At 50.2% G+C, this 24,215-nt stretch carries 23 protein-coding genes and 1 pseudogene; 9 read left to right on the top strand and 15 right to left on the bottom strand.

All coding sequences use genetic code 11. The features are described from left to right. Positions 1–8: 8 nt before the first annotated feature. Positions 9–347, bottom strand: coding sequence for a P-II family nitrogen regulator (locus HH213_RS15005; RefSeq protein WP_090187216.1), 339 nt, complete (start codon positions 345–347; stop codon positions 9–11). 11 nt (positions 348–358) lie between these two features. Then, a complete protein-coding gene (locus HH213_RS15000) occupies positions 359–1,105 on the bottom strand; it encodes a TorF family putative porin (RefSeq protein ID WP_174864414.1) in 747 nt (248 codons plus the stop codon). A 276-nt stretch (positions 1,106–1,381) separates the two neighbouring features. Between HH213_RS15000 and HH213_RS14995 the strand changes: the two genes are divergently transcribed. Further along, on the top strand, positions 1,382–1,621 hold the full coding sequence (locus HH213_RS14995; RefSeq protein WP_169112750.1) for an accessory factor UbiK family protein: 240 nt from the start codon (positions 1,382–1,384) through the stop codon (positions 1,619–1,621). Between the two features lie 52 nt (positions 1,622–1,673). On the opposite strand, the gene HH213_RS14990 is transcribed toward HH213_RS14995, so the two are convergent. Further along, on the bottom strand, positions 1,674–2,771 hold the full coding sequence (locus tag HH213_RS14990) for a hypothetical protein (RefSeq protein WP_169112749.1): 1,098 nt from the start codon (positions 2,769–2,771) through the stop codon (positions 1,674–1,676). A 129-nt stretch (positions 2,772–2,900) separates the two neighbouring features. Here HH213_RS14990 and HH213_RS14985 point away from each other — a divergent pair. The 4 genes and pseudogenes from HH213_RS14985 to HH213_RS14970 form a co-directional block, all read left to right on the top strand. Continuing rightward, positions 2,901–3,572: pseudogene (locus HH213_RS14985) on the top strand (magnesium chelatase domain-containing protein); the annotation flags it as partial. An 89-nt stretch (positions 3,573–3,661) separates the two neighbouring features. Next, positions 3,662–5,482, top strand: a complete 1,821-nt coding sequence (locus HH213_RS14980; RefSeq protein WP_229263471.1) for a recombinase family protein — start codon at positions 3,662–3,664, stop codon at positions 5,480–5,482. A 3-nt stretch (positions 5,483–5,485) separates the two neighbouring features. Beyond that, positions 5,486–5,992 (top strand): hypothetical protein, encoded by a 507-nt coding sequence (locus HH213_RS14975; RefSeq protein ID WP_169112747.1) that lies wholly within the window; start codon positions 5,486–5,488, stop codon positions 5,990–5,992. Between the two features lie 150 nt (positions 5,993–6,142). Then, complete coding sequence (locus HH213_RS14970; RefSeq protein ID WP_169112746.1) at positions 6,143–6,487, top strand: hypothetical protein; 345 nt, start codon at positions 6,143–6,145, stop codon at positions 6,485–6,487. Positions 6,488–6,671: 184 nt separating this feature from the next. Here the strand turns inward: HH213_RS14970 and HH213_RS14965 are convergent, their stop codons facing one another. After that, positions 6,672–7,391 (bottom strand): hypothetical protein, encoded by a 720-nt coding sequence (locus tag HH213_RS14965; RefSeq protein WP_169112745.1) that lies wholly within the window; start codon positions 7,389–7,391, stop codon positions 6,672–6,674. A gap of 281 nt (positions 7,392–7,672) precedes the next feature. On the opposite strand from HH213_RS14965, the gene HH213_RS14960 reads away from it, so the two are divergent. Further along, a complete protein-coding gene (locus HH213_RS14960; protein ID WP_169112744.1) occupies positions 7,673–8,677 on the top strand; it encodes a DNA-methyltransferase in 1,005 nt (334 codons plus the stop codon). A gap of 61 nt (positions 8,678–8,738) precedes the next feature. Here the strand turns inward: HH213_RS14960 and HH213_RS14955 are convergent, their stop codons facing one another. After that, positions 8,739–10,361, bottom strand: a complete 1,623-nt coding sequence (locus HH213_RS14955; protein WP_169112743.1) for a UvrD-helicase domain-containing protein — start codon at positions 10,359–10,361, stop codon at positions 8,739–8,741. After that, positions 10,361–12,082 carry an ATP-dependent nuclease gene (locus tag HH213_RS14950; RefSeq protein WP_169112742.1) on the bottom strand — a complete coding sequence of 574 codons (1,722 nt, stop codon included), beginning with the start codon at positions 12,080–12,082 and terminating at the stop codon, positions 10,361–10,363. Before HH213_RS14950 ends, HH213_RS14955 begins: the two co-directional genes overlap by 1 nt. A gap of 316 nt (positions 12,083–12,398) precedes the next feature. Between HH213_RS14950 and HH213_RS14945 the strand changes: the two genes are divergently transcribed. Together HH213_RS14945 and HH213_RS14940 are read left to right on the top strand one after the other, a co-directional pair. Further along, the gene (locus HH213_RS14945) at positions 12,399–12,935 is read left to right on the top strand and encodes a tyrosine-type recombinase/integrase (protein WP_217363437.1); all 537 of its coding nucleotides are present in this window, start codon (positions 12,399–12,401) and stop codon (positions 12,933–12,935) included. 68 nt (positions 12,936–13,003) lie between these two features. Then, positions 13,004–13,735 (top strand): TIGR02391 family protein, encoded by a 732-nt coding sequence (locus tag HH213_RS14940; protein WP_169112740.1) that lies wholly within the window; start codon positions 13,004–13,006, stop codon positions 13,733–13,735. A gap of 410 nt (positions 13,736–14,145) precedes the next feature. Here the strand turns inward: HH213_RS14940 and HH213_RS14935 are convergent, their stop codons facing one another. The 4 genes from HH213_RS14935 to HH213_RS14920 form a co-directional block, all read right to left on the bottom strand. Then, positions 14,146–16,326: a plasmid replication protein, CyRepA1 family gene (locus HH213_RS14935; RefSeq protein ID WP_169112739.1), complete on the bottom strand. Its 2,181-nt coding sequence runs from the start codon at positions 16,324–16,326 to the stop codon at positions 14,146–14,148. Beyond that, positions 16,326–17,276, bottom strand: a complete 951-nt coding sequence (locus HH213_RS14930; RefSeq protein WP_169112738.1) for a hypothetical protein — start codon at positions 17,274–17,276, stop codon at positions 16,326–16,328. Before HH213_RS14930 ends, HH213_RS14935 begins: the two co-directional genes overlap by 1 nt. 194 nt (positions 17,277–17,470) lie before the next feature. Further along, positions 17,471–17,962 carry a ribonuclease E inhibitor RraB gene (locus HH213_RS14925; protein WP_169112737.1) on the bottom strand — a complete coding sequence of 164 codons (492 nt, stop codon included), beginning with the start codon at positions 17,960–17,962 and terminating at the stop codon, positions 17,471–17,473. A 138-nt stretch (positions 17,963–18,100) separates the two neighbouring features. Then, positions 18,101–18,652 (bottom strand): H-NS family nucleoid-associated regulatory protein, encoded by a 552-nt coding sequence (locus HH213_RS14920; RefSeq protein WP_169112736.1) that lies wholly within the window; start codon positions 18,650–18,652, stop codon positions 18,101–18,103. 503 nt (positions 18,653–19,155) lie between these two features. On the opposite strand from HH213_RS14920, the gene HH213_RS14915 reads away from it, so the two are divergent. Continuing rightward, complete coding sequence (locus tag HH213_RS14915) at positions 19,156–19,929, top strand: hypothetical protein (RefSeq protein ID WP_169112735.1); 774 nt, start codon at positions 19,156–19,158, stop codon at positions 19,927–19,929. 117 nt (positions 19,930–20,046) lie between these two features. Here HH213_RS14915 and HH213_RS14910 read toward each other — a convergent pair whose 3' ends face one another. The 5 genes from HH213_RS14910 to HH213_RS14890 form a co-directional block, all read right to left on the bottom strand. After that, complete coding sequence (locus HH213_RS14910; protein WP_169112734.1) at positions 20,047–20,388, bottom strand: hypothetical protein; 342 nt, start codon at positions 20,386–20,388, stop codon at positions 20,047–20,049. Then, a complete protein-coding gene (locus HH213_RS14905) occupies positions 20,385–20,642 on the bottom strand; it encodes a DNA translocase FtsK (RefSeq protein ID WP_169112733.1) in 258 nt (85 codons plus the stop codon). The genes HH213_RS14910 and HH213_RS14905 overlap by 4 nt, the downstream gene beginning before the upstream one ends. A gap of 572 nt (positions 20,643–21,214) precedes the next feature. After that, positions 21,215–22,327 carry a lysozyme inhibitor LprI family protein gene (locus HH213_RS14900; RefSeq protein WP_169112732.1) on the bottom strand — a complete coding sequence of 371 codons (1,113 nt, stop codon included), beginning with the start codon at positions 22,325–22,327 and terminating at the stop codon, positions 21,215–21,217. A 126-nt stretch (positions 22,328–22,453) separates the two neighbouring features. Beyond that, on the bottom strand, positions 22,454–23,884 hold the full coding sequence (locus tag HH213_RS14895; RefSeq protein WP_169112731.1) for an FG-GAP repeat domain-containing protein: 1,431 nt from the start codon (positions 23,882–23,884) through the stop codon (positions 22,454–22,456). Positions 23,885–23,973: 89 nt separating this feature from the next. Beyond that, a complete protein-coding gene (locus HH213_RS14890; RefSeq protein WP_169112730.1) occupies positions 23,974–24,189 on the bottom strand; it encodes a helix-turn-helix domain-containing protein in 216 nt (71 codons plus the stop codon). Positions 24,190–24,215: the final 26 nt, after the last annotated feature.

Genomic DNA, 24,215 nt, shown 5'->3' with positions numbered 1-24,215 from the left:
TCATCCTCTTAGAGAGCTTCGTTGCCGGTTTCACCGGTACGAATGCGGATCACTTGTTCCAGGTTGGTCACGAAGATTTTGCCGTCACCAATCTTGCCGGTGCGGGCAGCGCCTTCAATCGCTTCAATGGCCTGCTCGACGACCGCGTCGTCGACTGCCGCTTCGATCTTGGTCTTCGGCAGGAAGTCCACGACATATTCGGCACCGCGATACAGCTCGGTGTGGCCCTTCTGGCGACCGAAGCCTTTCACTTCGGTCACGGTAATGCCCTGCACGTTAATCGCCGACAGGGCTTCACGCACCTCGTCAAGCTTGAACGGCTTGATAATGGCGGTAATCATTTTCATACTGGCCTCGCTTAGAAGGTTTTGGAAATGGTCAGGATGGCGCCGGTTTTACCCAGGTTCTTCCCGTTTCCGACGTATGCATTCGTGTCGGCACGGACCGCCGCCAATGCCACACTAAATACGCCGAAATCTTTGGTCAGGCCTACCTTGTAGTCGGTGTAGCTGGAGGCGCCGTTATTTTTTACATTCTGGTGGCCGACGTGCAGATTCAACGTGTAGCCATCGGAGATTTCCTGGTTCAGCTGGGCATCGACATAGCCCGAATTCTTGGAGTCGGCAAAGCCGAACAGATTGGTGGTCGACTGCGAATACTTGATCGACGCCGGGCCGAACGACAGCTGGCCGTACAGCTCGAAGGTATTGGCGCTCGGATGCAGCTTGTTGGACGGGTAAAAGTAGTACAGGCCGCCGACGTCGTAGCTGATCGAATCGGTGATGGCGCCGCGCTTGCCGGCGTAGATATCCCACTCGACGCTGCCGTCGCCGCCGCCGTCCTTGATCCATTTGATGCTCGACAGCCAGGTGCCGACGTACAGACCGGTCGGGTTGTTCACGTAATCTGCGCCGCCTTGTAAGGCCGGGTCGAGATGCGTTTGCGATACGCCGCGGTAGCGGTAATCGTTGACAACGGCAGCGTTAAAGCTGACTTCGTTATCTGGTTTTGCTTCAGGAGCGGGTGTCGCTTCTTCGGCGCGCGCCATGGACGCGAATGCTAAGGTCAACGCAGCAATCAGGGTAAAGTTCTGGGCCATTTTCATAATTGTTTTTCCTAGTGAGTTGAACTTGATTAGCAGTTGCGGTTTAAAATCCTTGTTAAGCGAAGCGATGAAAGCATTCATGGCTTCTTTAGCAGAATGTGTGCCAGCTAATGTTGTTCAGCAAACAGGTGGCGTATCATGGTTGATAATGGCCCCGCTCACCCCAAAGTGAGAATGCTGACGAGCGGCCAGCGGGATTTCGGCGGTTTCGCACCACATTGACGCCGAGTCGCACCGTGATGGTGCAACGACAGACCCACTAGATCAAGGAATATTATGGATATGAACACTTTTTTTAATGACTTGCAAAACAAGATCAGCCAAGCCATCGAAAATTCACCAGCAAAGGACATTGAGAAGAACGTCAAGTCCATGATGACGCAAGGTTTTTCCAAGCTGGACCTGGTGACCCGCGAGGAATTCGACATCCAGACCCAGGTGCTGGCCAAGACCCGCGCCAAGCTGGAAGCGCTGGAAAGCCGCCTGGCCGAGCTGGAAGGCAAGGCCAACCCCTAAATGCAGACGGTAAGCCCCGCTGGCGGCCCAGCGCCGCGGGGGCTGCTGCGCCTTATTTTTTACTGGCGGGCTTGAAGTAAATTTTTTGACGAATATCGTCCTGTCTGAAATACACCGGTTCCCCCGGCGACTCACCCAGTAGGGAGACGTAAAAGCGGTCTCCTATATCGAGCTGCATTGAAAGTTGCAGCGAGCAGTCATCCACACCAAATCCCAAGCGTTTGGCTATGCTGTCCGCAGGTTTGCTTTTCAAGCAAATTTGAACTGGCAAGCCGCCGCCAACATGAAATACACGTAAGGCCGCACCGCCTACCTTGCTAGTCATTTGCGGCAGGATGACAGAGCTGATTGTCCAGGTCGCAGCAAGGAATAATGCGACCCGCATGGCGGGAATCGTCTCTCGCTTATAGTACGGCGGCTGGAGAATGGCGCCACTTCCGCCTTTTGAAATTGGTATCGAAACCAGTGCATGAATGGGAGAAAACACCAGCAGGGTCACTAACCCGCCGAGCCAGGATGGCCACTGCCCGGTTTCAGGAAACATCATGCCGAAAACGATGATCGTCAGCAGATACGCCAGTGCTGACATGGCAATCTGGCCGAAGGTTGCGAAAAAATACGGCAAGCGTTTGTCTTCGAATCTTCCAAGGATTCTAGGAGTAAAGAATACCCAGCCAGCGGAGACCGCGGTAAGAAGTAAGCCGAGTACCCTCACCTCCCATCGCTTACCGATGATACCGGTGATAAGCAGCAAGCCCGCCAATGCGAGCGCCATCGGAATCCATGTACACCGAAGGTAGCGTTTAAGACGGTGGCGCCCCATCGCAGTGGGCTGGTCAAACGCTTTAAAGTACCCGCCGGTGAAGTCGAAGTCGTCCACCGTCATTGCAGGAATCAGCATCCCGGCAATGACAATAAAAGACGCAACCAATGATGTTAGCCCTACGATTAATAAAGTGGTCGGCAAGACGTTCAGCTCAAGCGGAAACGGGATGCCGGTTTGCATGGTAAAAGCAAGCAGATAAATAAATCCGCAGCAAGCTCCGATTAGACCGGCGATTTTCCCAGCCTTTAACAGAAAGTCATGCAGCCTGCTCAGCCAATCAGCAAATTCGCTTTGCGCGGGAACCGCAGCGTCAATAGTCGCCATTCACTCCTCCAATTGTAGTAAAAGATAAATGTTGTCACAGAAAATACTAGATGGTTTGGCCTAGCGCAAGCTAGCCGGCCGGGGGCCGGATTACGCTGGCGGTTGGTTCTTCTCGTCCAGCCCCCGGTCATGTCTATCCTTGCCATACTGAAAAGCCGCGCCCTGGCCGGCATGGAGGCGCAGGAAGTCAGCGTCGAAGTGCATCTGGCGAACGGGCTGCCGGCCTTCACCATCGTCGGCCTGGCGGATACCGAAGTCAAAGAAGCCAAGGACCGGGTCCGCGCCGCCATCCAGAATGGCGGCTTTGAATTTCCCGCCCAACGCATCACCGTCAACCTGGCGCCCGCCGACCTGCCCAAGGAATCCGGCCGTTTCGACCTGCCGATCGCGCTCGGCATCCTGGCTGCTTCCAAGCAAATTCCCTCGCGCCGCCTGCATCAGTATGAATTTGCCGGCGAGCTGTCGCTGTCCGGCGAACTGCGCGCTATCCGCGGCGCCCTGGCGATGTCGCTGGCCACCCGCCGCGACGGCGGCTGCCTGGCGTTCATCCTGCCCATGGCCAATGCAGACGAAGCGGCGCTGGTATCGAACGCCGCCATTTATCCCGCCGCATCGCTGCTGGAAGTCTGCCGCCACTTTGCCGGCAAATCGGTAGAAACCATGTTGTCGCGCCATGAGACCGCACCGGTGGTGCTGCCGCAAGAATATCCCGACTTCGCCGACGTCAAAGGACAACTGTTCGTCAAGCGCGCGCTGGAAGTGGCGGCGGCCGGCAATCATTCTGTGCTAACCATCGGGCCAATTAACCCCACCAAAATAGGGCCATATGGGACATATTGTTTTACTCTTATGTTATATTAAACCCTGTTAAAAACCTGTCTTACCTCGTTGTGTCCAGTCCACCAAAAGCATACTCCTACATCCGTTTTTCCACCCCTGAACAGCAGAATGGCGACTCATTCCGACGTCAAGCTGAATTGTCCTTGGCCTATGCCGAGACTCACGGCCTCATCCTTGACGAACGCCTTACCTACCGCGATCTAGGTGTTTCCGCCTTCGACAAATCGAATATCCGCGATGGCCAACTCGGCGCCTTCTTAAAAGCGGTTGAGTCAGGCATAGTACCTGTCGGCTCATATTTGCTCGTCGAATCGCTCGACCGTATATCCAGAGCGAAGATTACTGACGCACTAGAAATCTTCATGCGGATCATCAATCAGGGGATCAAACTGGTCACCTTGGCCGACGGCATGGAATACAGCAAAGAGAAAGCGGATAAGCAGTTCACCGATATCATCATATCTATCGCGATCATGTCCCGCGCCCACGAAGAATCGCTGATGAAGAGTAAGCGAATCAAAGAGGCATGGGCCAATAAACGCGCAAACGCCGACAAGGTTAAGCTGACAGCATCAGCGCCGGGGTGGCTCGAGCTGAACGATACTCGCAGTGAATACATCGCCGTGCCACACAAGACGAAATTGGTTCAGGACATTTTCGATTGGACGCGTAACGGCATTGGAGCTGCAACCATTGCAAAGCGTTTAAACGAAAATGGCGTGCCGACGTTCGGAGCGCGAGCTAAGAATATGTGGCATGTTTCTTACATCAAGAAAATTCTGAGTAACCGAGCAGTGCTTGGCGAGTTTCAGCCTCACATCGTAGTGGACGGGAAGCGTGTGCCTGAAGGTGAGCCATTCCTGAATTATTATCCGCGCATCATTTCCGATGAGGTGTTTTTGCTCGCGTCGTCCGCCGTGCAGTCACGAAAAACGGGAAGCGCTGGTCGAAAAGGTGTGGGATTATCGAATTTATTCTCTGGCCTTTTGCGGTGCGGATACTGCCAAGGCCCAATGGTTTACCTGAACAAGGGGCATAACGGACCTCGCAGCAAATTACTTGTTTGTTCCCATGCAAAAGGCGGCAAAGATTGCCTCTACGTGCCGTGGGAGTATCCGTACTTCGAGAAAAGCGTACTGACCTACTGTCAAGGATTAGACGTTGAACATTTCCTCCAGCTAGACGACGCCGCCACATCAAAAATCACGGCACTAGCTGAACAGATCACACTGCTCAAAGCATCCATCGAAGATATTTCGAAGAAGGAAGCGAACATCATGACGGCCATCGAGTCCGGCCTCATGGTTCAACAATTTGAGGCACGCGCTCGCCAGCTCGAACAGCAACGAACGCACGTCGAAGCTGAATTGCGAACTGTGCAAAATAGGTATGAACGAGCAGCAAGCGCAAAAATCGATATTGCGTCGGTACGTGCAACCATTGACGATCTCGTGACCCGGATGAGCGAACTATCTGGCGATGAGTTGTACGACTTGCGTTCGGAACTCAGTCAGCAAGTGAAACGAATAGTGGGAAGGATTGCGATGTATCCCGGTGGTTATATCGACAAAACCAAATTCGTCGCGGCATATAGAAAGCACTTACTCTCCAAGGGACATACGCAGGAAGAGGTTACTGAACGTATCGCGGTTGAATTGAAAACGACGCCAAATCCTGACGAACGATTCTTCACCATGATTTCACGCACAGCCTCCATAAGGATGATCAAGCCGAACAACGAAAATCCTGAAATACTTCACTTCGAAACACCGGGTACGGATATTACGGCCAACGTCCATACGCAGGCTGAAAACATCGGCGTACTCGGACAGGTACTTGAAAATCGAGCTAAAGCAATTTCTCCGAGCTAACTGATGGAACCACTCAAATCGTTCGAAACGCTGACAGAGGCTGATGGCCGCTGGGCATTCTTTCGGGTAAGTCTTCCGAAGCTCTATCAGATCGTAGAAGAGATGACGCTAAGCGAGGACGTCCCAGAGCGCGTACTGGTTCAGTTTCAGCAAGCACAGCATCTGCTGATCTATTCCCATTTGCAGTTCTCATTGTTATCCGTGGCTCTTACACAGGCTTTGATCGCGGTAGAGTTTGCACTGATGACGCGATGGAAAAACGATACTACGCGGCCACCGAGCAAGTACAAATCGGAGCCTGGCCTCAAGAAACTGCTTGAATTTGCCTTTGAGAAAGATTGGCTACAAGGCTTCGACGAAGGACTGATCACATTGATACCGGAACTCCGCAATGCGTCTGCACATGGGGAATACAGTTTGACGCCGATAGATACGCTGGATCTAGCTCAACTGTGCGGCCAACTCATCCAGAAGCTGTTTCCGTCACCGGTGATAACTCCAGACCTCTAGTATTTACTGATTAGAGGAAAGGGTTATCACCGGCCAGAAGTCTGGCAAGCGAAGCAAAAAAGTGCCAAAAAGCAATAAACCAATGTACGATTTTGAAAATGCTGGATAAAATTCTATTGTCGATTTGACAAATAAGACAGGAGATTTTTTATGAATGCCACTGCTGACAAAAAACCAACCCTCAGTCTGGATAAAAAGACCGGGCAAGCCGACGCCGCAGGCGACGCGGCGCAAGGCGCTGCGTCCTCGCAGCAAAAAGACGCGGCAGCAGAACTGCGTGAAGCGATCAAAGCCCTCGATACCCAGCGAAACGAACTGGTCAAAAGCACTATCGAAAACATCAAGCCGGGTAAGCCTTTGGACTTGGCTGCTGTGCGTGAAATCAACAAGATCGAGACGAAGAAAAACCGCCTGATCGTTTCGCGCTTTGCCGCGCTATTGAAGAAGAATCCGGGTGAAGTGCAAGCGATCGTTCACCAGATCATCGAAATCTAATCGCGACTATACCTGCAAGGGCGGCGATACGAATGCGCCGCCGGCTGCAACTTTCCGATTAGAAAGAGGCGATAAAAAACTGTCGAGCCAACTCGACTCTAATACATCCGCGAGACTTGCCCAAAAAAGCACAAGTTCGCGTAAGGATAGATGCGAAACATTAAGTCCGCATCGCCTACAAAATCTAGGATTTCTTGCGGCTGACTTTAGAAACAGTCATGCGCTTCGCTTGATCGTCGGCACGCAGCCAGCTAGCTGCTACATTGAAGTCGTCTGTCCAAAACTCATTAGCTGTCTTTGCAACAGGCTGAATGGTAGCCATTTCATTGGGTGACTTCCCTTCGATCAGCCATCGCCCAACCGTGTACATATACCGATTCCACTGACCAGTTGACGGCTGCATGGATACCGCTAGGATATCGAACTCTCCATAGCGGTATGGCCGTGTTTTCTCATCGCCGTCGTTCCCAGTTCTCGTTTTTTGTGTCTCCGTTACGAAGACCTCGCCCTCCATGCCAAAAGCGGCTCCCGATCTCACAACTGGAGCCCCCTTTGCACTTCGTTGCAACTTAACTTGAACAGTGACTGGGCCAGCTGCATCCTCCAATTTGTAGTCGTAAGCGAAGTTGCCTTCAGGTGTCACATCAACCCATCCCTGATTCTTCAATGGCTCAACTGCATTCGTGCGGAATGCAGCATCAGCAATCACTCCGCGAAGCATACGCCGAGTCAGTTCTGGAGCAGTATGTACTGCTTCTAAAATCATCTCTGCAGGAGCACCAATCACATTTTCAAACTCATGGATCACACGGCCCTCTCGTAAATCGCTGAAAAGAGCATCCTTTTCAGCGTCCGAAAATCCGCTAATAAGCTCGCGAACTTGTTGTAACTTTGTACTATCCATTCAGTTTTCTCCACGCGGCCGCCCAGGAGCACTTGGCTCAAAGGCAAGCACTTCTGATCGGTTTACGAATAGACGCCCCCCTACGCTTAAGGTACGCAAACGCCCCGTACTGACTAGATGAGCAATAGCCTGTCGAGTTACATTGCGAAGCCGCGCTGCGTCGGCTTGAGTGATCCAGTCTGCGAGATCTAGCTCAAGAGGCGAATAATTGTTTGACGTTGTCAAGGTATTTTTGAGATATAATTGCCAGTAAACTACATGATAGCACTTGCCTCTCCCCAATGAATATCCCTGCTGATCTCGCTACGACCGTATCTCTCGACGCACAAGCGCAACATCCAGAACTGCTCTTGCCTAACTCGCACCCGTTTTATCGTACTAGCGCGGGCGCCGCGTACCTTGGTGACTCATTGGAAACCTTGCGTGCACTTCCGGATAATTCTGTAAATCTCGTCTTTACATCGCCTCCGTACGCACTCCATTTCAAGAAAGAATATGGGAATGCTAGTAAGGCTGACTATGTCGAGTGGTTTCTTCCGTTCGCTCGGGAAATAATGCGTGTCTTGGCTGATGACGGCAGCTTTGTTTTGAACATTGGCGGAAGCTGGAATCCCGGCTCTCCAACCCGATCTCTTTATCATTACAAACTTATGATTGCTCTTGTGGAAGAAATCGGCTTCCACCTTGCCCAAGAATGCTATTGGTACAACCCAGCAAAGATGCCGGTTCCCGCTGAATGGGTCACTGTCCGCCGCGTTAGAATTAAGGACTCAGTCGAACACGTGTGGTGGCTTTCGAAGACTCCGTTCCCGAAGGCAAACAATCGAAAGGTTCTACGTCCTTACGGCGCAGACATGCTCAGGCTGGCGAAAAAGGGGGTCAAAACGACAACCCGTCCGTCGGGTCATGCAATCAATGCGTCCTTTGACAAAATATCCGCCGGCGGCTCTATTCCGTCAAACGTGCTGGAAGACGAGATTGCAAACGAAATGCTAATCGCGGGGAATAATGCAGCCAATGATCCTTACACTAAAATGTGCAAGGAAACCGATAGCAAGATTCATCCTGCCCGATTCCCCGCAGTTCTGCCGGAATTTTTTATTAAACTGCTGACTGATGAAGGTGAGCTGGTACTTGATCCATTCGCAGGCTCTAATACAACTGGCGCAGTCGCCGAAAAGCTGGGAAGGACATGGATTGGCTCTGAGTTAATTGAAGAATATCTCGAAGCTAGTAAATTCCGTTTCTCTGCTACAGAACCAGCTCACCCAGCCATTGCTCCTTAATTTTTGATACCTAGCCTCATAATGCTGTTAGTCAAAAAATTTTTCATTTACAGATCGGTCTCTATTGAAAGAGTCCTTGAAGACCTGGCCGATCATAAAACTGAGATGGATTGCCAGCTTTGTTCTCGTTAGAGAAGTTCAATCTTCGCGTCGACGTTAAAAGTACGCATGCTTCTTGAGCCCTAGTCACCCCTACGTAGTGCAAATTGAGGCACTCCTGCTCATTTTCATATATAACATCGAAGTTACCTTGGAGAAAAACACGTCTTGGCAGAACCCAGTCATAGAGATCCAAATGAAATACAATTTTGAACTCTAATCCTTTTGACTTATGCAAGGTCATTACTTGAACCTCATCGTCCTTAATTGGTTCAAAATACCTTAAGTCATCCGCACTAGCCAAAACATCAGAGAGATTGTTAGAAACAGATTGGGCAGGCTTACCCAAAAACAAGTTCTCAGCTGCAATAGCCGCCGCCTCAGAAAAAATATCCAATCCACATTTTCGACAATTTTGTATTGATTTTCTCAAAATTGGAAGATAATCTCTTTTTACTCGCCGCCTCAAGAATTCATCAATTATTGACTGCACTGTTATTCTGTTATCGAATCGGAAATTCAAAAGCGCACCAAAGAAATTTGACATTAAAGATGGCGTACGGGTCAAGTCGTTATCGCCAAAAAGCCTTGATGGACAGGTCAATTGATTAGCTGCAATTGCTGCTGTATTGGAGTTCCTAACTAAAATCCCAACCTCACGGTTATGAACTACTCCAAAGGATTTTTTCATATCAGGAAGGACCTGATTGATCCACTGCACAGCTTCTATTTGAGTGCCGGTTACACTTCTCCTATAAACCCTTATATCATCTACTGGCAACAAGACGCATTGATCGTTTAACAGGCGATTCGCATAGTTCACGATCGAGGGATGGCATCTATGATTAATAGTTAAACTGAGATGCTTATAACCGCTACCAGCTTCACATAAAGCTTTAATGTACTTAGGGTCACGATGCGAAAAAGAGAATATTGATTGATCTACATCTCCTACGGCGACGGAGACAATACCTAAACTCTTAAATCGTACGAAAAGTTCATGTTGTGGATTACCAGAATCTTGATATTCGTCAATGAAAAGTGCTGAATATCTTGACTTAAGATATCTCCTGCAAGCCTCGGAATTATCTAAAATATAAACAGCAAGGACGCCTATTGTTTCCATAACAAGCACCCCGCCAAGATAAAGCTTAATCAATCTATCCAGCAGCAATCCGACGTCGTCCACCGCAAGCTCTTTTATTGAAACATCATCGAACACTTCTTTACCAGCGTCGCTTAATGATTCAAAAAACTTGACCTCTATTTCCTGAGGGGTCTTATCAGATAAATGCCCCAAAAATGGAATTACGATTTCGGAAGCCGAAAAAGAATCTATAGTTCCGAAAAACGACTTTTTGGTATCGATGCCGTCAGCACTACACCTCCTCTTTAACTCTGCACTTGCTTTTTTGGTATAAGATATAGCTGCGACTCCCTTATAGTCAGGAAGTAAAGGTAATATCGCTCTAACCTTTTCGGCTACAACGGCTGTTTTGCCGCTACCCGGGCAAGCAGTGATTACCATGTGGTCGTGGTAATTCAAAACTGCCTGTTGTTCTACGGTGGGAATAAATTTTTTCATTACAGCACCGCAATCGCTTTAGCAACGCAATAGTGCAGAGGTCGAGCTAACTCCCCAGTACCTATTTTTTCCAAGGAGGCCGAGTGTTGAGATAAAAACTCTCTCATACGAACCGCTTTCTGATCTTGCAAATAGCTTATAGCATCAGCTAAATTAGGCCCCTTGAATGTTGTCAACTCTAACGGCAATTCAATCCCGAGGTCGGTTTCTAAGTCGATTTTTGACAAAAATAGACCGTCTGGATTAACTAAGTCAGATACCAATTTCCACGTACCATCGTTGATACTGCTTTGGGAATCATAAGGCATAGGCTTATGTTCAATTTTTGGCTTCCCTATTAAAGACAAACACCTATTAAACCCTGCGAGCTGACGTTTCATGATCGGAGAAGCTCTCGGGCCAGTGGAGATATTTGAAATATCATTATCCGTACGCAAGACCCAAGGAATTTCCATTGCGTTTAAAATTTTCGAATAAACCTCAAATTGAACACCATCCACCGAAAGTATAGAAATGTTAAAATAATCAAGATCGATCTTTAGCTTCTTGGCTAATGTTCTATAAAACAAAAGTTCGGATGGTCCCTCTACAAGGAAAACCACGCTGGCGAAGAATGCTTCTGCCGGTAGGATACTAATACGGTAACCCATATCATCCCATGCAGCATCTATACAATCTGAACATCCGCCACTAGCCGCAAAGGTAGAAGCATTTTTTGTCAGCAGTCTAATTATTGAATCAGGCGAGAAGTTCGATGCAATTTGAGGAGAATGCGTAGTTACGATAGATTGCCCAGGAAGCTTCTCTCCTAAATAAGATGCAAGCTTGCGTTGCTGATGCGGATGAAGATGTGCTTCGGGCTCTTCAACGCAGTAGATAACCACCTCATTTTCGCTATCGTGCTCCCTGACACTCTTTGCCTTCCATAAGGCAAGCAATATTTGATTATTACGCCCATCCCCACCCAGCATCATACGTGCACCATTCGAACTCGCAGCTAACTCCAATTTCTCCACAAACTGCTCTACTTCTATAGCTCCTGTGTCGAGTTGAACAGAATAAGGGGAATTATGATAGGCCATAGCCTTAAGTTCTGCGTTTACATCACTTGTCGCAGCAGCCACATAATTCAGTTTTCTGATTCTCTTATTGATGCCCAACAAGGATGCGCTCACGCGCGACAAAACGGAATTATCTGCCTTTTCTTCATCTTCACTACGCTTCTCTTGAGAAAGGCGCAAAAGGTGTTTTTTTTCGCTTTGAATAAATTTAGCCAGATCTCGTTGAGAATTTACATATTTTAAATTCAAGTGCTTAAGATAATATCTAGAATTTACCTCTTCTAGATTTTCAAGATCTCTGCCAATGTAAAGCTTGTAGTCCAACGCGTCCTTAGTGGCGCTATAGCAAAAATATGTTTCACCATCGTCACTGACTTTTCCCACTAGCTGTGACAAAACAGCATCTTCCTTAACATCACTAAATTTAATTGTTATTTTTAGTTCTTTATCAGTTGTACCATCTGCATTGATATGAAAATCAAGCTCCGAGGGCTCAATGTCTAGTTCGGAAAGACTCTTATCCAATAAGAGACGAAGGGCATACGTGAAATTAGTTTTTCCCACGTCGTTTCCGCCGATTATTAAAGTCTTACGATTTAACTTTATATCTGCATTTTTAAAGTTTCGATAGCCCTGAAGAGTAACAGTATCAATGTGCATAATTTTCTCAGAAGTATTGGCGGCATTATCCTACTGGAGGTAAGCCACATTAGCATAAAAGCTTGTCACTACGCAATTTCAGTATCCATCTATCAATTACTTCCTGTTTGCAAGTGAATGAGATAATGTTTACGAAATGCAATTAGTAAACATTGTGGCCACCGGTGCCACTCTTGCGATGTACGAAGCTCAAAGGGCTGGATAGAATGGTTTAAAAGTATTGCATTTTGACAATACCTAAACATTCTGAGGTGAACCTATGAGGGAAGGTCAAGCACGTGTGCTTAGCGAACGGGAATTCTCCCGCGTAGTCAACATGGTCAAGAAGAAGGCGCACGCCAAGCGAAACGTCGCACTGCTCTACTGTTCATTTGGCCTCGGCCTACGTGCGAAGGAAATGGCCGCGCTCAAGATCAAGCATGTGCTCGGCATCGATGGCAGTATACTGGACGAAATCAACCTCACCGGAAACATGACGAAAGGCAGCAAGCAGCGCCATGCCTACCTGACCAATCCTCGTGTGATCGCTGCCATCCGCGATTTTATCGACGACCGACAAGAACGCGAAGGCATCCTGTTCAACATTGAAGCGCCACTGTTCAAGTCGCAGAAAGGCAGCTCGTTTACGCCGAACAGCTTGCAGCAGCTATTCCACCGCATGTATCAGGACGCGAAGTTGCAGGGCGCGTCAAGTCACAGCGGTAGACGCTCGTTCGCAACACGGCTCATAGAGCGTGGTGTGGACATCAAGGCCGTATCTACGTTGCTTGGGCATGCGAGCGTGTCGATGACTTCGAAATACATTCAAGACAATCCTGTGCGGCTCAAGCAAATCTGCACCGAATTGTTCTAGCGGTGGGAAAATGTATTCCATCCCATAGTGTGCTGTCGCAGTTACTTTTACATCGGAGTTAAAATAACATGGCTAACCTAACCTCATTAATTCCAGATGTCGATGTGCTTCTCGCACTGGCCCCAGAGGAGCTAGCTGAAGTCATCCTCCAACTCGCTCAAGAACGCAACCAGAATAATGTAATTCACCAGCAAGCCATCGCGTCAGATATAACCGGCCATCCAGCTACAAACGATGGATACCCTCAGCATCGTCGAAGCGAAGCAGAATTGGCATTGGCCGAGGCGTGGAACTGGCTAATAATGCATGGCCTTCTTGTGCCGCAACCGGGCATAAATGCAAATAACGGCTGGATGCTATTGAGTCGCCGTGCTCAGGCCATTTTAGCAAGCGCGAGCTTCAAAACTTACGCCCGCAGCGTTGGGTTCCCGAAGTCTTTGCTACATCCTCAAATTGCTGATGAGGTTTGGTTGGATATTGTTCGCGGCGACTTAGAGACGGCTGTCTTCAAGGGATTCCGAGCTGTTGAAATCGCGGTACGGGATGCAGGGCATTTTGCAGACACCGATGTTGGTACTGCATTAATGCGCAAAGCCTTCGATAAGGTTACGGGACCTCTCTCCGACCTAAACCAGCCGGAGGCAGAACGAGAGGCACTTGCGCACTTCTTCGCTGGTGCAATAGGATCATATAAGAATCCGCATTCACATCGTACAGTTACGATAAACGATGCCACGGAAGCGCAGGAAATGGTTGTACTTGCCAGCCATCTTCTTCGTATCGTTGACAGCAGGCGCTAATTTCGCGCCATAGTTTTTGGGCCGACCGCATAAAACGACCGTGGCGCATCAACCGCCACTCGACTGATATATTTCTTCATCGCCCGGCCCTGACGCCACTGAGAGGCTATAAACAAGCGGTACATATTTGCACAGGCCCGGCCTCAGTTGCGAGCCGCGCCTTCGGAAAAACCTATACAAAATAGGCCATCGCCCAGCCAGAATTCGAGGTGTACAAATTTGCAGCCGCCGCCGATATGATGAAGTACACAACACACTACTCTATCCATCGAAAACATATGCAAAATTGTACAGCCCTCTCGCCGAAGCCAGCCTCTGACCCGGTACATTTTTGCACCATCGCCAGTAAGGTTGAGTCCACAAGCACACTACTCTATTCACTGAAAACATATGCAAAAATGTACACCTCCTTAACCTTCGAGTAGGTCTGGATATAAACTGAAGTCCACCGCCCCTGCCAGCTCAGCCACCTGTTCATAGTCAATACAGTAGATGCTGGAAGTCACTCCATTTTCCATTACCCGTTTTTGCTTGATCGCGACGCCCAAGTGCTTCATCATCACGTTGAAGACCTTCACCTTAGCCTCTGGAGCATCTGGGCTCTTGAAGCGAGTACCGAGAAAGCTGTTCAACGCTTGCAGATTGTTCGTGGCGTATAAAGCGCCACGATCAATTTGCGCTTCAGTAATTTGCCATTGAAGTTCATCAAGCTGTTCATTCCGCTGCTTCGATACTGCACGCCCCTGCCGTGACTTGCCAGAGATTCCGACCATCGCTGCGGTGTACTCGTCCTCCACACGTTTGTATTGCGCGGCCTTCCTCAACACCTTCACTGGATCTACCGCCACAGCATGCATTGCACCCAACAGCAAGTCCCGCCGTCGCGTGTTATGGCGATAATCTGGAAAGGCCCGGTTCGTCCACTTGCTCTCGCGCTCGATGCGGTCATATTGCAGTGCATCGCTACGCGACTGTTCGAGTAGTTTCACGTCGCGAAGGACGTTACGAAGCTTCTTCGAATCGTAGTCGATAACCTGTTGCAATGTGAGGTCGCTGGCACTCTTCAACCCGAGGAAATCAGCGATCAATGCCTTCTTCAATGAATGCTTTTCGGTGCGGGTCAGCTTTGTTTGCGGAACCTCACGAAGCTCATTCACCTGCTCAACCGACAGCGTTGGCGCTTCGAGAATCACCCGGTATTTCTTCTTGCCGTCAGGGTTCGCAGCGATCTTCAACATTTCAGCACCGGCCTGCTTGACGCCTTCATCCACTGGGACCAACTCCACAGTCCACCCTTCTCCCTGCTTCAAACCGATGAACTGTTTCTGACGGTTGTGACGCCATTGCTGTTCGCACCAAGTCAGTCTCGTCACGAAGTCCAGGTAGAGCAACTCTCCTTCATTCAGCTCCGCATCGGTCATGTTCAAGCTGAGGTTACGTGTTTCAAGTTCACGGGCTGCTGGCCCCTTGCGGATTGCATCTTCAGACGGCAAGCCATCACGCTTGTCGTCGTGAATCCAGACCTTCACGTACTTGGGTGAGCGAACGCGGCTGATAGCTTGGTCGCAGTCCTGAAACGTGTAAACCTTGGCGTCGAACAGCCCATAAACGGCGTCGAACCATTTAACGTCAATGCTTACGCCAGTGCTCAAGGTGGAGGTAGCAATCAGTACCTGATATTTCTTCGATTCGTTATTGGGGTCATCGAAGAAGGCCTTGTGATTACGCTCGTCATTGGTATCGCCGTTCAACGACAGAACCTTCACCGGGTTACCATCTTTGTCGAGAACGAACTGCAACAAGGACTTCAATTTCGTAGCCAGACCCAGCTTCCCGACCGGCACGTACACGCGCTCACCAGCCTCGATAGCTGCGATCATTTCAGCAATCAGGTGATCACGGTCCTCATACAATTCGATGGTACGATCAGTCTTCCACTCGTTAATGATAGTTCGTGTTGCGCTCGTGTCGAACTGGCCCATCAGCTTCGCGATAAGATCAACAGTAAGCTCGCCGGTCATGTCGGCATCAAGGCAGATCACTTGTTTAGCTTCGCGGAGCAAGCGAACCAAAATTTTAAAAATGAGGTTCCGCTTCAGCTCCGTCGTCTCGGCTAAGAAGTGACGTAACACCTGTTCCACTTCATCGAGCACCAGTACATCGTAGCTGTGGTGGGACTGGATAAAATCCGAGCTGTCCATGCTGACTGCGTAACGATCTGTCGGTGAACGCTCGTCCAGATAACACTGAAGTCCGAGAGCACGCGCAAGCATGCGCTCCAACGAGCGACGATGGCCGAGCTGCAAAATACGCCAGGCCGCCGGCAGCGAGTTAAGGTACTGCACAAGCCACTGTGTCTTGCCAGTTCCCTTCGGAGATTTTACGAAGAGCACTTTTGCCTGACTAAGTTCATTACTCATGTGAGCGATGGGAACACCGAGATAGCGGTCGTTTAAATAGATAGCGCCCGCGTACTTCTCTTCCTTCAGCTCAGGAGGCGGCTCGTGCGCCTTCTTCAAATTCTGCACGAGCGCAAGCAGTTTGCCAGTGCCGAGTGGTTCGGCACCGTTACCGGACGGAGCGATCACCATTACACACCTCCTTCACGCTGTTTTTTCTTCGCGAGGATTTGGGCAATACCATCAACGATGCCATCACTCTTCGCACGCTCCATGTAAACCGTGCCGCACCTCTTGCAAACCAAGAATGGCGTACCGCGTGCGGTGATGTTGACGAACTCGCTCGGCTCTGGATCGGTATGAAATGGACAGCGCACGTTAGAAATTTTGCGAGTGATATCCCGCACGGCGATATGGCCATTAGCCGTTTCGATCACACCGCCCGGCAGGAGCTTGCGCAACCGGCCCTGCCTATTGAACGGATTCACTGCTGCGATCTTCGGCACTACAACAGGCGTTGGCATGTCGCGAAACATGCGCCAGTCCAGAAACGGTCCTTTATGGTGCCAGCTTTGCGCAAGGTGACGATGTTCTTCACGCACCGCAGGCAAGATGAACATGCGACCAATATCCGCAGTCGAGGGATCAGCACCCAAGTCAGTTGCCCATGCCTTGATGACTTCCGCCAATTGCTCGAAATCGGCAACCGACATTGATGTAGCGAGCGGCAACACGATACGTGCTTTGTCTTTGCCTTCTTCGCGATGATTGAGCGTCGTATAGCCTACATGTTCCCACTTGCTGAAGATTTTGATGAGTTGATCCAGCGGACTGCCGCCGTCGTAATCGAGGACGAGCATGGTCATTTCGACCAAATTTTCTTTTATGCGGCGTACATGCGTGCGGCTAAAAAATTTCAGCGGCTTGCCGTCGGCGTCGTTGCCTTTAACTACAGTTGGGTCGGCCACGTCTTTGTAGGCCCAAGGAGAAAAGAGCGGCAGGTTAGATTTATGGCTGAGTGCGCTCGCGTGCGGCGCAGTCAACATGGCCTCGATTTCGGGCCACGACCTATATGTGGTTTTGGCCTGAATGTCGGCCATCGCGTGAAATAAGGTGAAGCCCATAGGCTGAGTGCTGTGCATGAAAACTCCGTTGCAGATGTTGTGCGGAATCGTCTAGCGTTGATTCCGCTTCGCTATTAAAGTCGAGTTACCAATTCGACTGAGGCACGCAACAACTATCCAGATATCATTTCGATGGAGGTAACTACGCGAAGCGGCGATACCTGGAGAGTTGTCTTATGCGCTCAGTCTATTTATATACGCCGAACGGTCAACTACGATTGTTTAGCGCCTTGCTGCTCTGTGACCAATGGGCAATTATCAAAGCCATCTTCCGTTTCAAATTCCAAGAATGTTCCCCATCCGTCATATTGGCCGCCAGCCCTTCGCGAAGCGCGATTGATTGGAATGGTGTGCGAAATAACTGCGCTCAAATTTGCGCAGCCGATGTGCTCGAAGCTGATGCAAACCTTAGAGTCTTTCGCCCGGTTGAGGCCAATGACGGTATAGCCTTGGGCCAGCACCCACTTATGAAATTGAGCGATATTTCCTTTGGTCGGGATGTATACGAAATGCTCTATTGGCCTACTAACATGGAGTTGATCGCCGTTCTTCTCTAACATCTTCACCACAGCTAAGTCTCCGAGAACCCGACGCAATGTCTTGCGATCAGTACCCATTTTGCTTTCGCGTAAAGTGTCCTTAGCAACCTCGATGTCTTGATCAGACAAAGTGATTTTCTTGACGATTTTTGTGACGTTATTCATGATTTTCCTAATATTTTTTGCGTGACTGTGCCTCATCAAAAAAGATGACATGCACGATTAACTCAGACGAAGATTGAGCGTGGTTTGCCAGAGAGCTATGGAAACCAAGCACTCATTGGGTAACCAATTGCAGGGGAGTTAGCTAGCCATTGCTGACGGCATCGCAGCTGCAGTAATCTGCTGCGCAGCATTCACGACCAACTCGTCAACCACCGCCGGTGAGGCGACGTCTTCTGCGAAGTCTGCGGTGTCGGCGACATCAGGAGCGGCAATAACGGATGGCTCGACGGCTGAAGTTGCAGATTCAACCGGGGACGGCACGGATTTGGCGACCGGCGGGAACTTGGTGTTGGTCGCATGGTAGATGCGGAAATCATCCGTCTTCTTTTTCTTGCTTAAGAAGCTGGGGCGTTTCCCTTTGCCGTCCCACTCTTCTCCAGTCGTGGGATCGCGGAAGAAATAGTCGAGGCTGTAGTCTTTATCGACAATAGCCTGTTTGTCTTTTGATGGCGGAAAAGCTTCTACCTTTGTGATACCAAACGTTTTGATCAACTCGCGCACTTGGGCGATGAATAAGGGACGATCAACATACAGATCTTCTTGGTTCTTTTTCGCCAATGCTTCAAGCTCCGCTTTTTTGGCGAGCAGATCAGCAACATTGGAGGACGTAGGGATATTGAGTGCGAACATGAGGTAACTGCCTTTTCAGATTTAATGGTTAGGTTAAAAATGAAATTCCTTCGACAGACAGCGAGCAGCGCGAAGACGCGCAAACACGAGTCATACGATATTAATCGGATGATCGGTTGGGTAGCAGCCTGTGAATTTGCAGAGACGCGAGACGGAGGTAAGCCGTCTAAGAGACTCTGTCAGATTCGCAGGCGAACTCCCACATCCAAAATACCGAATGAAAGAATTTCAGCCTGCCCCTTCCATCAAACTGAGTGATGGTGCCGCTCTGTGTCGGCCGTGTTACCCACGAGGCGCGGAGAGTGTCCGCAAAATCTGGCAGCGTAGTTGGGTTGAAGTACTTAACGCTGACTACACAATAGCGGAAAGCAACAATCCGCGTCAAGGATAAAACACATGTCACCCGAAAATTTCACGTTTGCCTCCACGTCGCTTTGATGCGCGGCTGATAAATATCTGCATCCAGAATCATCACCGCCACTGGAGGCGAAGCGGAGCACTACATGAACATCAACAGCAATATGCCCACGAACACGGCAAGAGACGAAATCAACGAATCCACAAGCGCGACAAGAACACCAATCGGCCTTCTTGCCCAGCAGTGGCTGGCGAAGTACCTACCACCGAAAATCCCCTTGGGCTTGGCAATCAAGTCGCAGTTACAGCATTGGGAACCTCAAACCAACTACGTGATCCGAAGCACTTACACCACCGACACCGACGCAATAATCCTTACCTTGGCGCAGCAGTTCGCCAGTAGCGGCGGACACGTCATTTGGGTCGGTGTCACTGATGACTTGTGTCGCATATCCGAACAGCTCATGTTCAAGATCGCTGGCCTCGAACTAGCTGTGGCAGGCACCAGTGTTCAACTCGACGCCATCGCACAATGCAAGCTGATGTATGCACATGAGCAGATCGGCAAACTGTGGATTGACTTCTGCAACCTCGATGACTGCGGCGATGAAGAAGTGGAACAGGAATTTCTGGCGTCGGTATCGTCCTTCAAGCCAACGCTAATCGTCGTCGATGAGTCGATCTTCGATGATGCGGCGCTCACCCCATTTGAAGCTCTAGTTCGCCAAACTCATGCTTTGCGCATGGTCGAGGAACTGCGCGACACCAATCCGATGGGTAGCGTGCTTTGGCACTTGCTGATAGCGAGCGTAGACGGAAGTACTGAGCAGTTGCCATTGCTAGCGAAGTCGTATCCGACCGTCTACCTGACCATTTCAGGGACATCAGTAGCTGAACCAGACCTTGATCTATCAACCTAAGCGCCTGCGATCCCAGGAAGGCTTCTGATTAGCCTTCGATGTTGGCGTAGACGCGGCATCGGCCTGATGGATAAGGCCTGTGGGCAGGCTACTTGTCTAGACTGGCATTAGCCAAGGTCATGTAGCGAAAAAGACATAGAAGCGACTCCAGACAAGACAGATACCGTCCTCGGCTTTCTGCCTGTCGGAGAACGTACCGTCCGGCAGCTCGGGCTTCGGCGGGACGCTGATCATCGCCAGCGCCTGACGAACTTCCAGATGCTCCTCAGCTGACACTCCGGCCTTGAGATTTTCGCTGGCCTGCTTCGAGTTCAACATATCGAGGGCGCTCTTCGACATGATGCTGATGCCGAAGATCGTAAGCCGATCATTGCTCCAACTGATGATGTGCGCACCGACCGTGCGATTGTAAAAACGACGGCTGGCAAAAAGTACTCGATCCATGACGGTGATTTTCATGGCGGCCCTCGCGTCACATTGTCCACACGCACGTATTCTGCCGTGAGGGTTCGGACATTGTCGGCGTTAAGCTCAGTGACGATGCCGGCTTGCTCTAACTGCGCCATGATGTTCAGTGCATGACGATAGCCGATTCTCAAGTGGCGCTGCATCAACGATACCGATACCTCACGCTGGGTGATGAATACTGCCTTCGCCAGCTCGACCAACATGCGGTCACCACGATCAACAAGCTTGTCCAGCTTCGCGTTCATCGAAACAGCAGGCCAATCTGGTTGCCACTGCCGACGCGACGGCCATGCCACTCGAAGGTATATTTCGAAGTCGCACAGTAGTAGCCTAGTGGCCTTCCTTCTGAGGAGTACGCGACGATGTTGCCGTTGGACCGAGTTTCGGTGAAACCAACCCGGCGGCCATCGCCATCAAACAACGATACGCTTGCCATCACAGTCTAAGCAATTAGTTTCGATCATGCTCAGTCTTGAACTGATTAGATGTATCAGGATCGATTGGAACTCCGTATTCTGTAACTGCAAATTTTTTCTCGGGATACCAATCTAAATCAGCCGTTTTAACTTCGCCAGCGAACCTGTACGTTACGCGAAAGAGCCTTCTATACTCCACATCCTTCAAGCAGGCGATGCCTGCTGGATAAAGCGAATAGTAGCTCTGACATGATCGGTCTGTAGGCTGTAGAACCTGACCGACCTTTATACGTTCTGCGAACTCGGCGGCATGCGCGGCCATTGCGTAGAAGTGCATGAGCAAATAGCATGTGGCTGCGCACGTCCGAATTATGCCCTTGCTGGGCCTGATCAAAAGTAAATTATTGACCATTGAAGCACAGGCTGGTGATATTCGAGGTTGATATCGAAAGCTGAGAAGCAGCCGTATCTAGCGCCGATGGAAGTAGTCCGATGCTTGATGTCGGGTCATTTCTTCTTGCGCTCTCTATGTCGTTCTGCATTGAACCTCTGTACTGGCTATAGAAATCTTCTACAGCAGCTTCGCAGGAGGGATTGCGCGACATGGCACCTGAACTTTTTGCCCTGTGTACGATTGCGACGAAACGATTTACCTCGTTTTCGTAACGTGAGCCGCGTCTATTGCCGCCACCCGAACCAGATCGATTTTCTTGTTCGACGCGTTTCGCCTGTCGTTCGGCCTCCTTTTGTTCTTTTACGCTGGTATCGTATGCGATACGCTCTGGAGTTCTCGTGAAGCTCGACAACCATGCTACTGGAATCAAGTAGATCAGCATTAGGCCTAAGATGCGTTTTCTCGTTGGCGTTGTTATCCATCTTGCGGCTAACGATGGGCGAACCATTCCGACAATCAATGCAAGCATGCCAATCGAAAACAAGACCTGGAATAAATCGGTGAGGCCGATGCCGGGATCTTTCGGAGACGTTGGAGCCGGTTCTTCGGCAGATGCTGGCATCGGTGGCGCTGCGACCGTTGGGCTGACTTTAGCTTTTGGGGATGGCGGCGGTGTGACTGTTACCGGCTGCTTACTGGGAAGTTCCGCGCTGTCACTTTTCAATGGAATACTGGCTGCTACATCGGTGGCCTCCGGCTGATCTTGAGCACCAGTTGGTGCTACGTTCAGTGCCGGAATGGTGTTTGTAGGCGGAGCAGATTTTCCGTCAAGCTGGGCTATCCGCGCAGAGTACGCATCCTTCAAACAGGTCGCATCCTGGCATTTGTTACGTACTGTCGTGATCCATGCACGCTGCACCGCCTTGACGCTATCAACATCGGCGGCGGAACTGATCGTTTTTTTGTAGGACTGGCTCAACTGAGTGTCGAGATCAGAAAGTTGAGCATCCGTGCAGATTCTTTTCTCAATTGCTGTTGAAGCCATCGCGCAATCGAAGCTGGCGGCGCTGGCATCGAGTCCTATCAATGCGATCAGGGTAGTAAAAAATATTCGTTTCACTGCAACCTCGTTCTATTCGTTGTGCATCCAGAACCGTCAATAGCAATGGCCTGTTGCCCGCGCTTCTTTCGACGGCAGAAAAATACCCATGTCCACAGAGGGCGGACACGGGCACGAGCAAGTAAGTTACTGAGGTACGGTCACGTTGAAGAAAGCATTCTCACTGACCAGATTTCCGTTGACGGGCACCATCCATGCAAACCACGGCGCCGGGAAGTTCAAATACTTTCCGGGATACCAGCCGGTATGCGAGTAAATTAGGGACCCAGTGCCTGACGTTAAATCGACCTTCTGAATCGCAGTGCCGCCGTACGATGGCTCAGATAGCACACGAAGAATGTAGGCGGTATTTTTTTGCACAACCACGTCCATCACAGTCTCAAATCCCTTCGCTACTGGAAGGATCATCTTGCTCCCGTTGACAAAGTTGCCGGTGCTGTCACCAGATATCAACACGGTACCGGTGCCTCCTGCTGCCGCGCCGGATGTGTCAACATAGGATTCAGTTCCTCCAGCAAAGAGGGTATATTTTTTCGTCACGTCATCCTGCAATAGTTCAACAGTCCAGAAGGCCGTTTTGTATTCGAATTCTGGACGATCCGCGCGGCTGTAATCTACGGTGAAGCCCCCCTTGCCATCACCCATCAGGAAGTAGATTGGTGTCTTTCCACCCTGGCCCTTCATGTCGGCCACCACGATATCGACGTTACCATCACCGTTCACATCAGCAGCAGATGCGCTATGCGCGTATCCGCTGAAGGGCAGCAGGACATTTTTGTATGTGCCGTCTGCCTGACTGAGGAGAAGGCGATAGTTCTCGCCAGCATATGGAGCCACATCAAGTCCAGAGCATGTAGCAAACACATCAGGTAGGCCATCGTTGTTGAAATCTACGATGACTAATTTTCGGGGCAAGGTGCAACCGGACGTATCACTCAGCAGACCCGATGTCTTATCAACCCAATTGCCGCTGGCATCTTTCTTAAAGAAATGCACTTTACCTTGGACCGACGGGGGCCATGAGCCATCAAGCGGATCGTGTTCAGTGAACGCAACCAGCGATAGGGAACCGTCCTGGAAGAAGTCAGCAAACGCATAACCGCTCTGTATGCCTTCGTTGAACGTCGGATCGACTACGGGCAAAGTTTGAGCCGTGATAGCAAGATTCTTGGCGTTCAAATATGATGATTTCTGAACTGGAATCGGAACGATCAACGACACCGATTGGTTGGCAGTGCCGCCAGCGCCAGTGCAGGTCAGCGTGTACGTTCCCGAACCGGCAGCAGTTGGCGTCTGTGCTGACGTGCCCGAGATAGCCTGCGTACCAGCCCATGCGCCGGATGCTGTACATGACGTTGCGTTCGTCGATGACCATGTGAGTGTGGCCGACGATCCTAACGTGATCTTAGGCTGGCTCATCGCCAATGTGACCGTTGGCGCTGGTGTCGTCGGCGCGGTCGGATTGACTGGCGTTGATGTTAATGGTGTTCCACCACCTCCGCCCCCACAGCCTGCAAGTGCGAACGCGATAAATCCGGTGACAATGTATTTCTTCATGTAGCTACCTCCACTGCGCTCTCTGAGCGTGCCAATAATTTAGCTTCGGCAGTGAAGGTCTAACGGCGCGTTTTGTCAGTGTGTGAGCACTAAATCATCGGATGATCCTTAGCAATACGCGCCTTGTACTCTCCGATGAACTGAAGTAAGTCGAGGCTAAGAGCATCCGCTATCGCAACGAACTCTGGAAAATCCAAGCGTCGTTCACCGCGCTCATACTTCGAAACAAAAGATTGTGTCTTTTGGAGTTTGTCGGCCAGATCAGCCTGTAACATTCCGCTGGACATACGCGCTTCGACCAACATTTGCCGAAACACCTTTGAGTTTGGGT

It is taken from the genome of Duganella dendranthematis (assembly GCF_012849375.1).
Taxonomy (GTDB): Bacteria; Pseudomonadota; Gammaproteobacteria; order Burkholderiales; family Burkholderiaceae_D; genus Rugamonas; species Rugamonas dendranthematis.
Note: the sequence above shows the minus strand (reverse complement) of the source record. Positions and strands in the feature narration are given on the sequence as shown.

Bases quoted from the DNA above. Each gene is read 5' to 3' on its own strand.
- HH213_RS14995 (WP_169112750.1), top strand. From the start codon at position 1,382: ATGGATATGAACACTTTTTTTAATGACTTGCAAAACAAGATCAGCCAA.
- HH213_RS14970 (WP_169112746.1), top strand. From the start codon at position 6,143: ATGAATGCCACTGCTGACAAAAAACCAACCCTCAGTCTGGATAAAAAG.
- HH213_RS14930 (WP_169112738.1), bottom strand. From the start codon at position 17,276: ATGCACAGCACTCAGCCTATGGGCTTCACCTTATTTCACGCGATGGCC.
- HH213_RS14960 (WP_169112744.1), top strand. From the start codon at position 7,673: ATGAATATCCCTGCTGATCTCGCTACGACCGTATCTCTCGACGCACAA.
- HH213_RS14965 (WP_169112745.1), bottom strand. From the start codon at position 7,391: ATGGATAGTACAAAGTTACAACAAGTTCGCGAGCTTATTAGCGGATTT.
- HH213_RS14915 (WP_169112735.1), top strand. From the start codon at position 19,156: ATGAACATCAACAGCAATATGCCCACGAACACGGCAAGAGACGAAATC.
- HH213_RS14895 (WP_169112731.1), bottom strand. From the start codon at position 23,884: ATGAAGAAATACATTGTCACCGGATTTATCGCGTTCGCACTTGCAGGC.
- HH213_RS14905 (WP_169112733.1), bottom strand. From the start codon at position 20,642: ATGAACGCGAAGCTGGACAAGCTTGTTGATCGTGGTGACCGCATGTTG.
- HH213_RS14920 (WP_169112736.1), bottom strand. From the start codon at position 18,652: ATGTTCGCACTCAATATCCCTACGTCCTCCAATGTTGCTGATCTGCTC.
- HH213_RS14945 (WP_217363437.1), top strand. From the start codon at position 12,399: ATGGTCAAGAAGAAGGCGCACGCCAAGCGAAACGTCGCACTGCTCTAC.
- HH213_RS14935 (WP_169112739.1), bottom strand. From the start codon at position 16,326: ATGGTGATCGCTCCGTCCGGTAACGGTGCCGAACCACTCGGCACTGGC.
- HH213_RS14890 (WP_169112730.1), bottom strand. From the start codon at position 24,189: ATGTTGGTCGAAGCGCGTATGTCCAGCGGAATGTTACAGGCTGATCTG.
- HH213_RS15005 (WP_090187216.1), bottom strand. From the start codon at position 347: ATGAAAATGATTACCGCCATTATCAAGCCGTTCAAGCTTGACGAGGTG.
- HH213_RS14925 (WP_169112737.1), bottom strand. From the start codon at position 17,962: ATGAATAACGTCACAAAAATCGTCAAGAAAATCACTTTGTCTGATCAA.
- HH213_RS14975 (WP_169112747.1), top strand. From the start codon at position 5,486: ATGGAACCACTCAAATCGTTCGAAACGCTGACAGAGGCTGATGGCCGC.
- HH213_RS14990 (WP_169112749.1), bottom strand. From the start codon at position 2,771: ATGGCGACTATTGACGCTGCGGTTCCCGCGCAAAGCGAATTTGCTGAT.
- HH213_RS14940 (WP_169112740.1), top strand. From the start codon at position 13,004: ATGGCTAACCTAACCTCATTAATTCCAGATGTCGATGTGCTTCTCGCA.
- HH213_RS14910 (WP_169112734.1), bottom strand. From the start codon at position 20,388: ATGAAAATCACCGTCATGGATCGAGTACTTTTTGCCAGCCGTCGTTTT.
- HH213_RS14955 (WP_169112743.1), bottom strand. From the start codon at position 10,361: ATGAAAAAATTTATTCCCACCGTAGAACAACAGGCAGTTTTGAATTAC.
- HH213_RS14950 (WP_169112742.1), bottom strand. From the start codon at position 12,082: ATGCACATTGATACTGTTACTCTTCAGGGCTATCGAAACTTTAAAAAT.
- HH213_RS15000 (WP_174864414.1), bottom strand. From the start codon at position 1,105: ATGAAAATGGCCCAGAACTTTACCCTGATTGCTGCGTTGACCTTAGCA.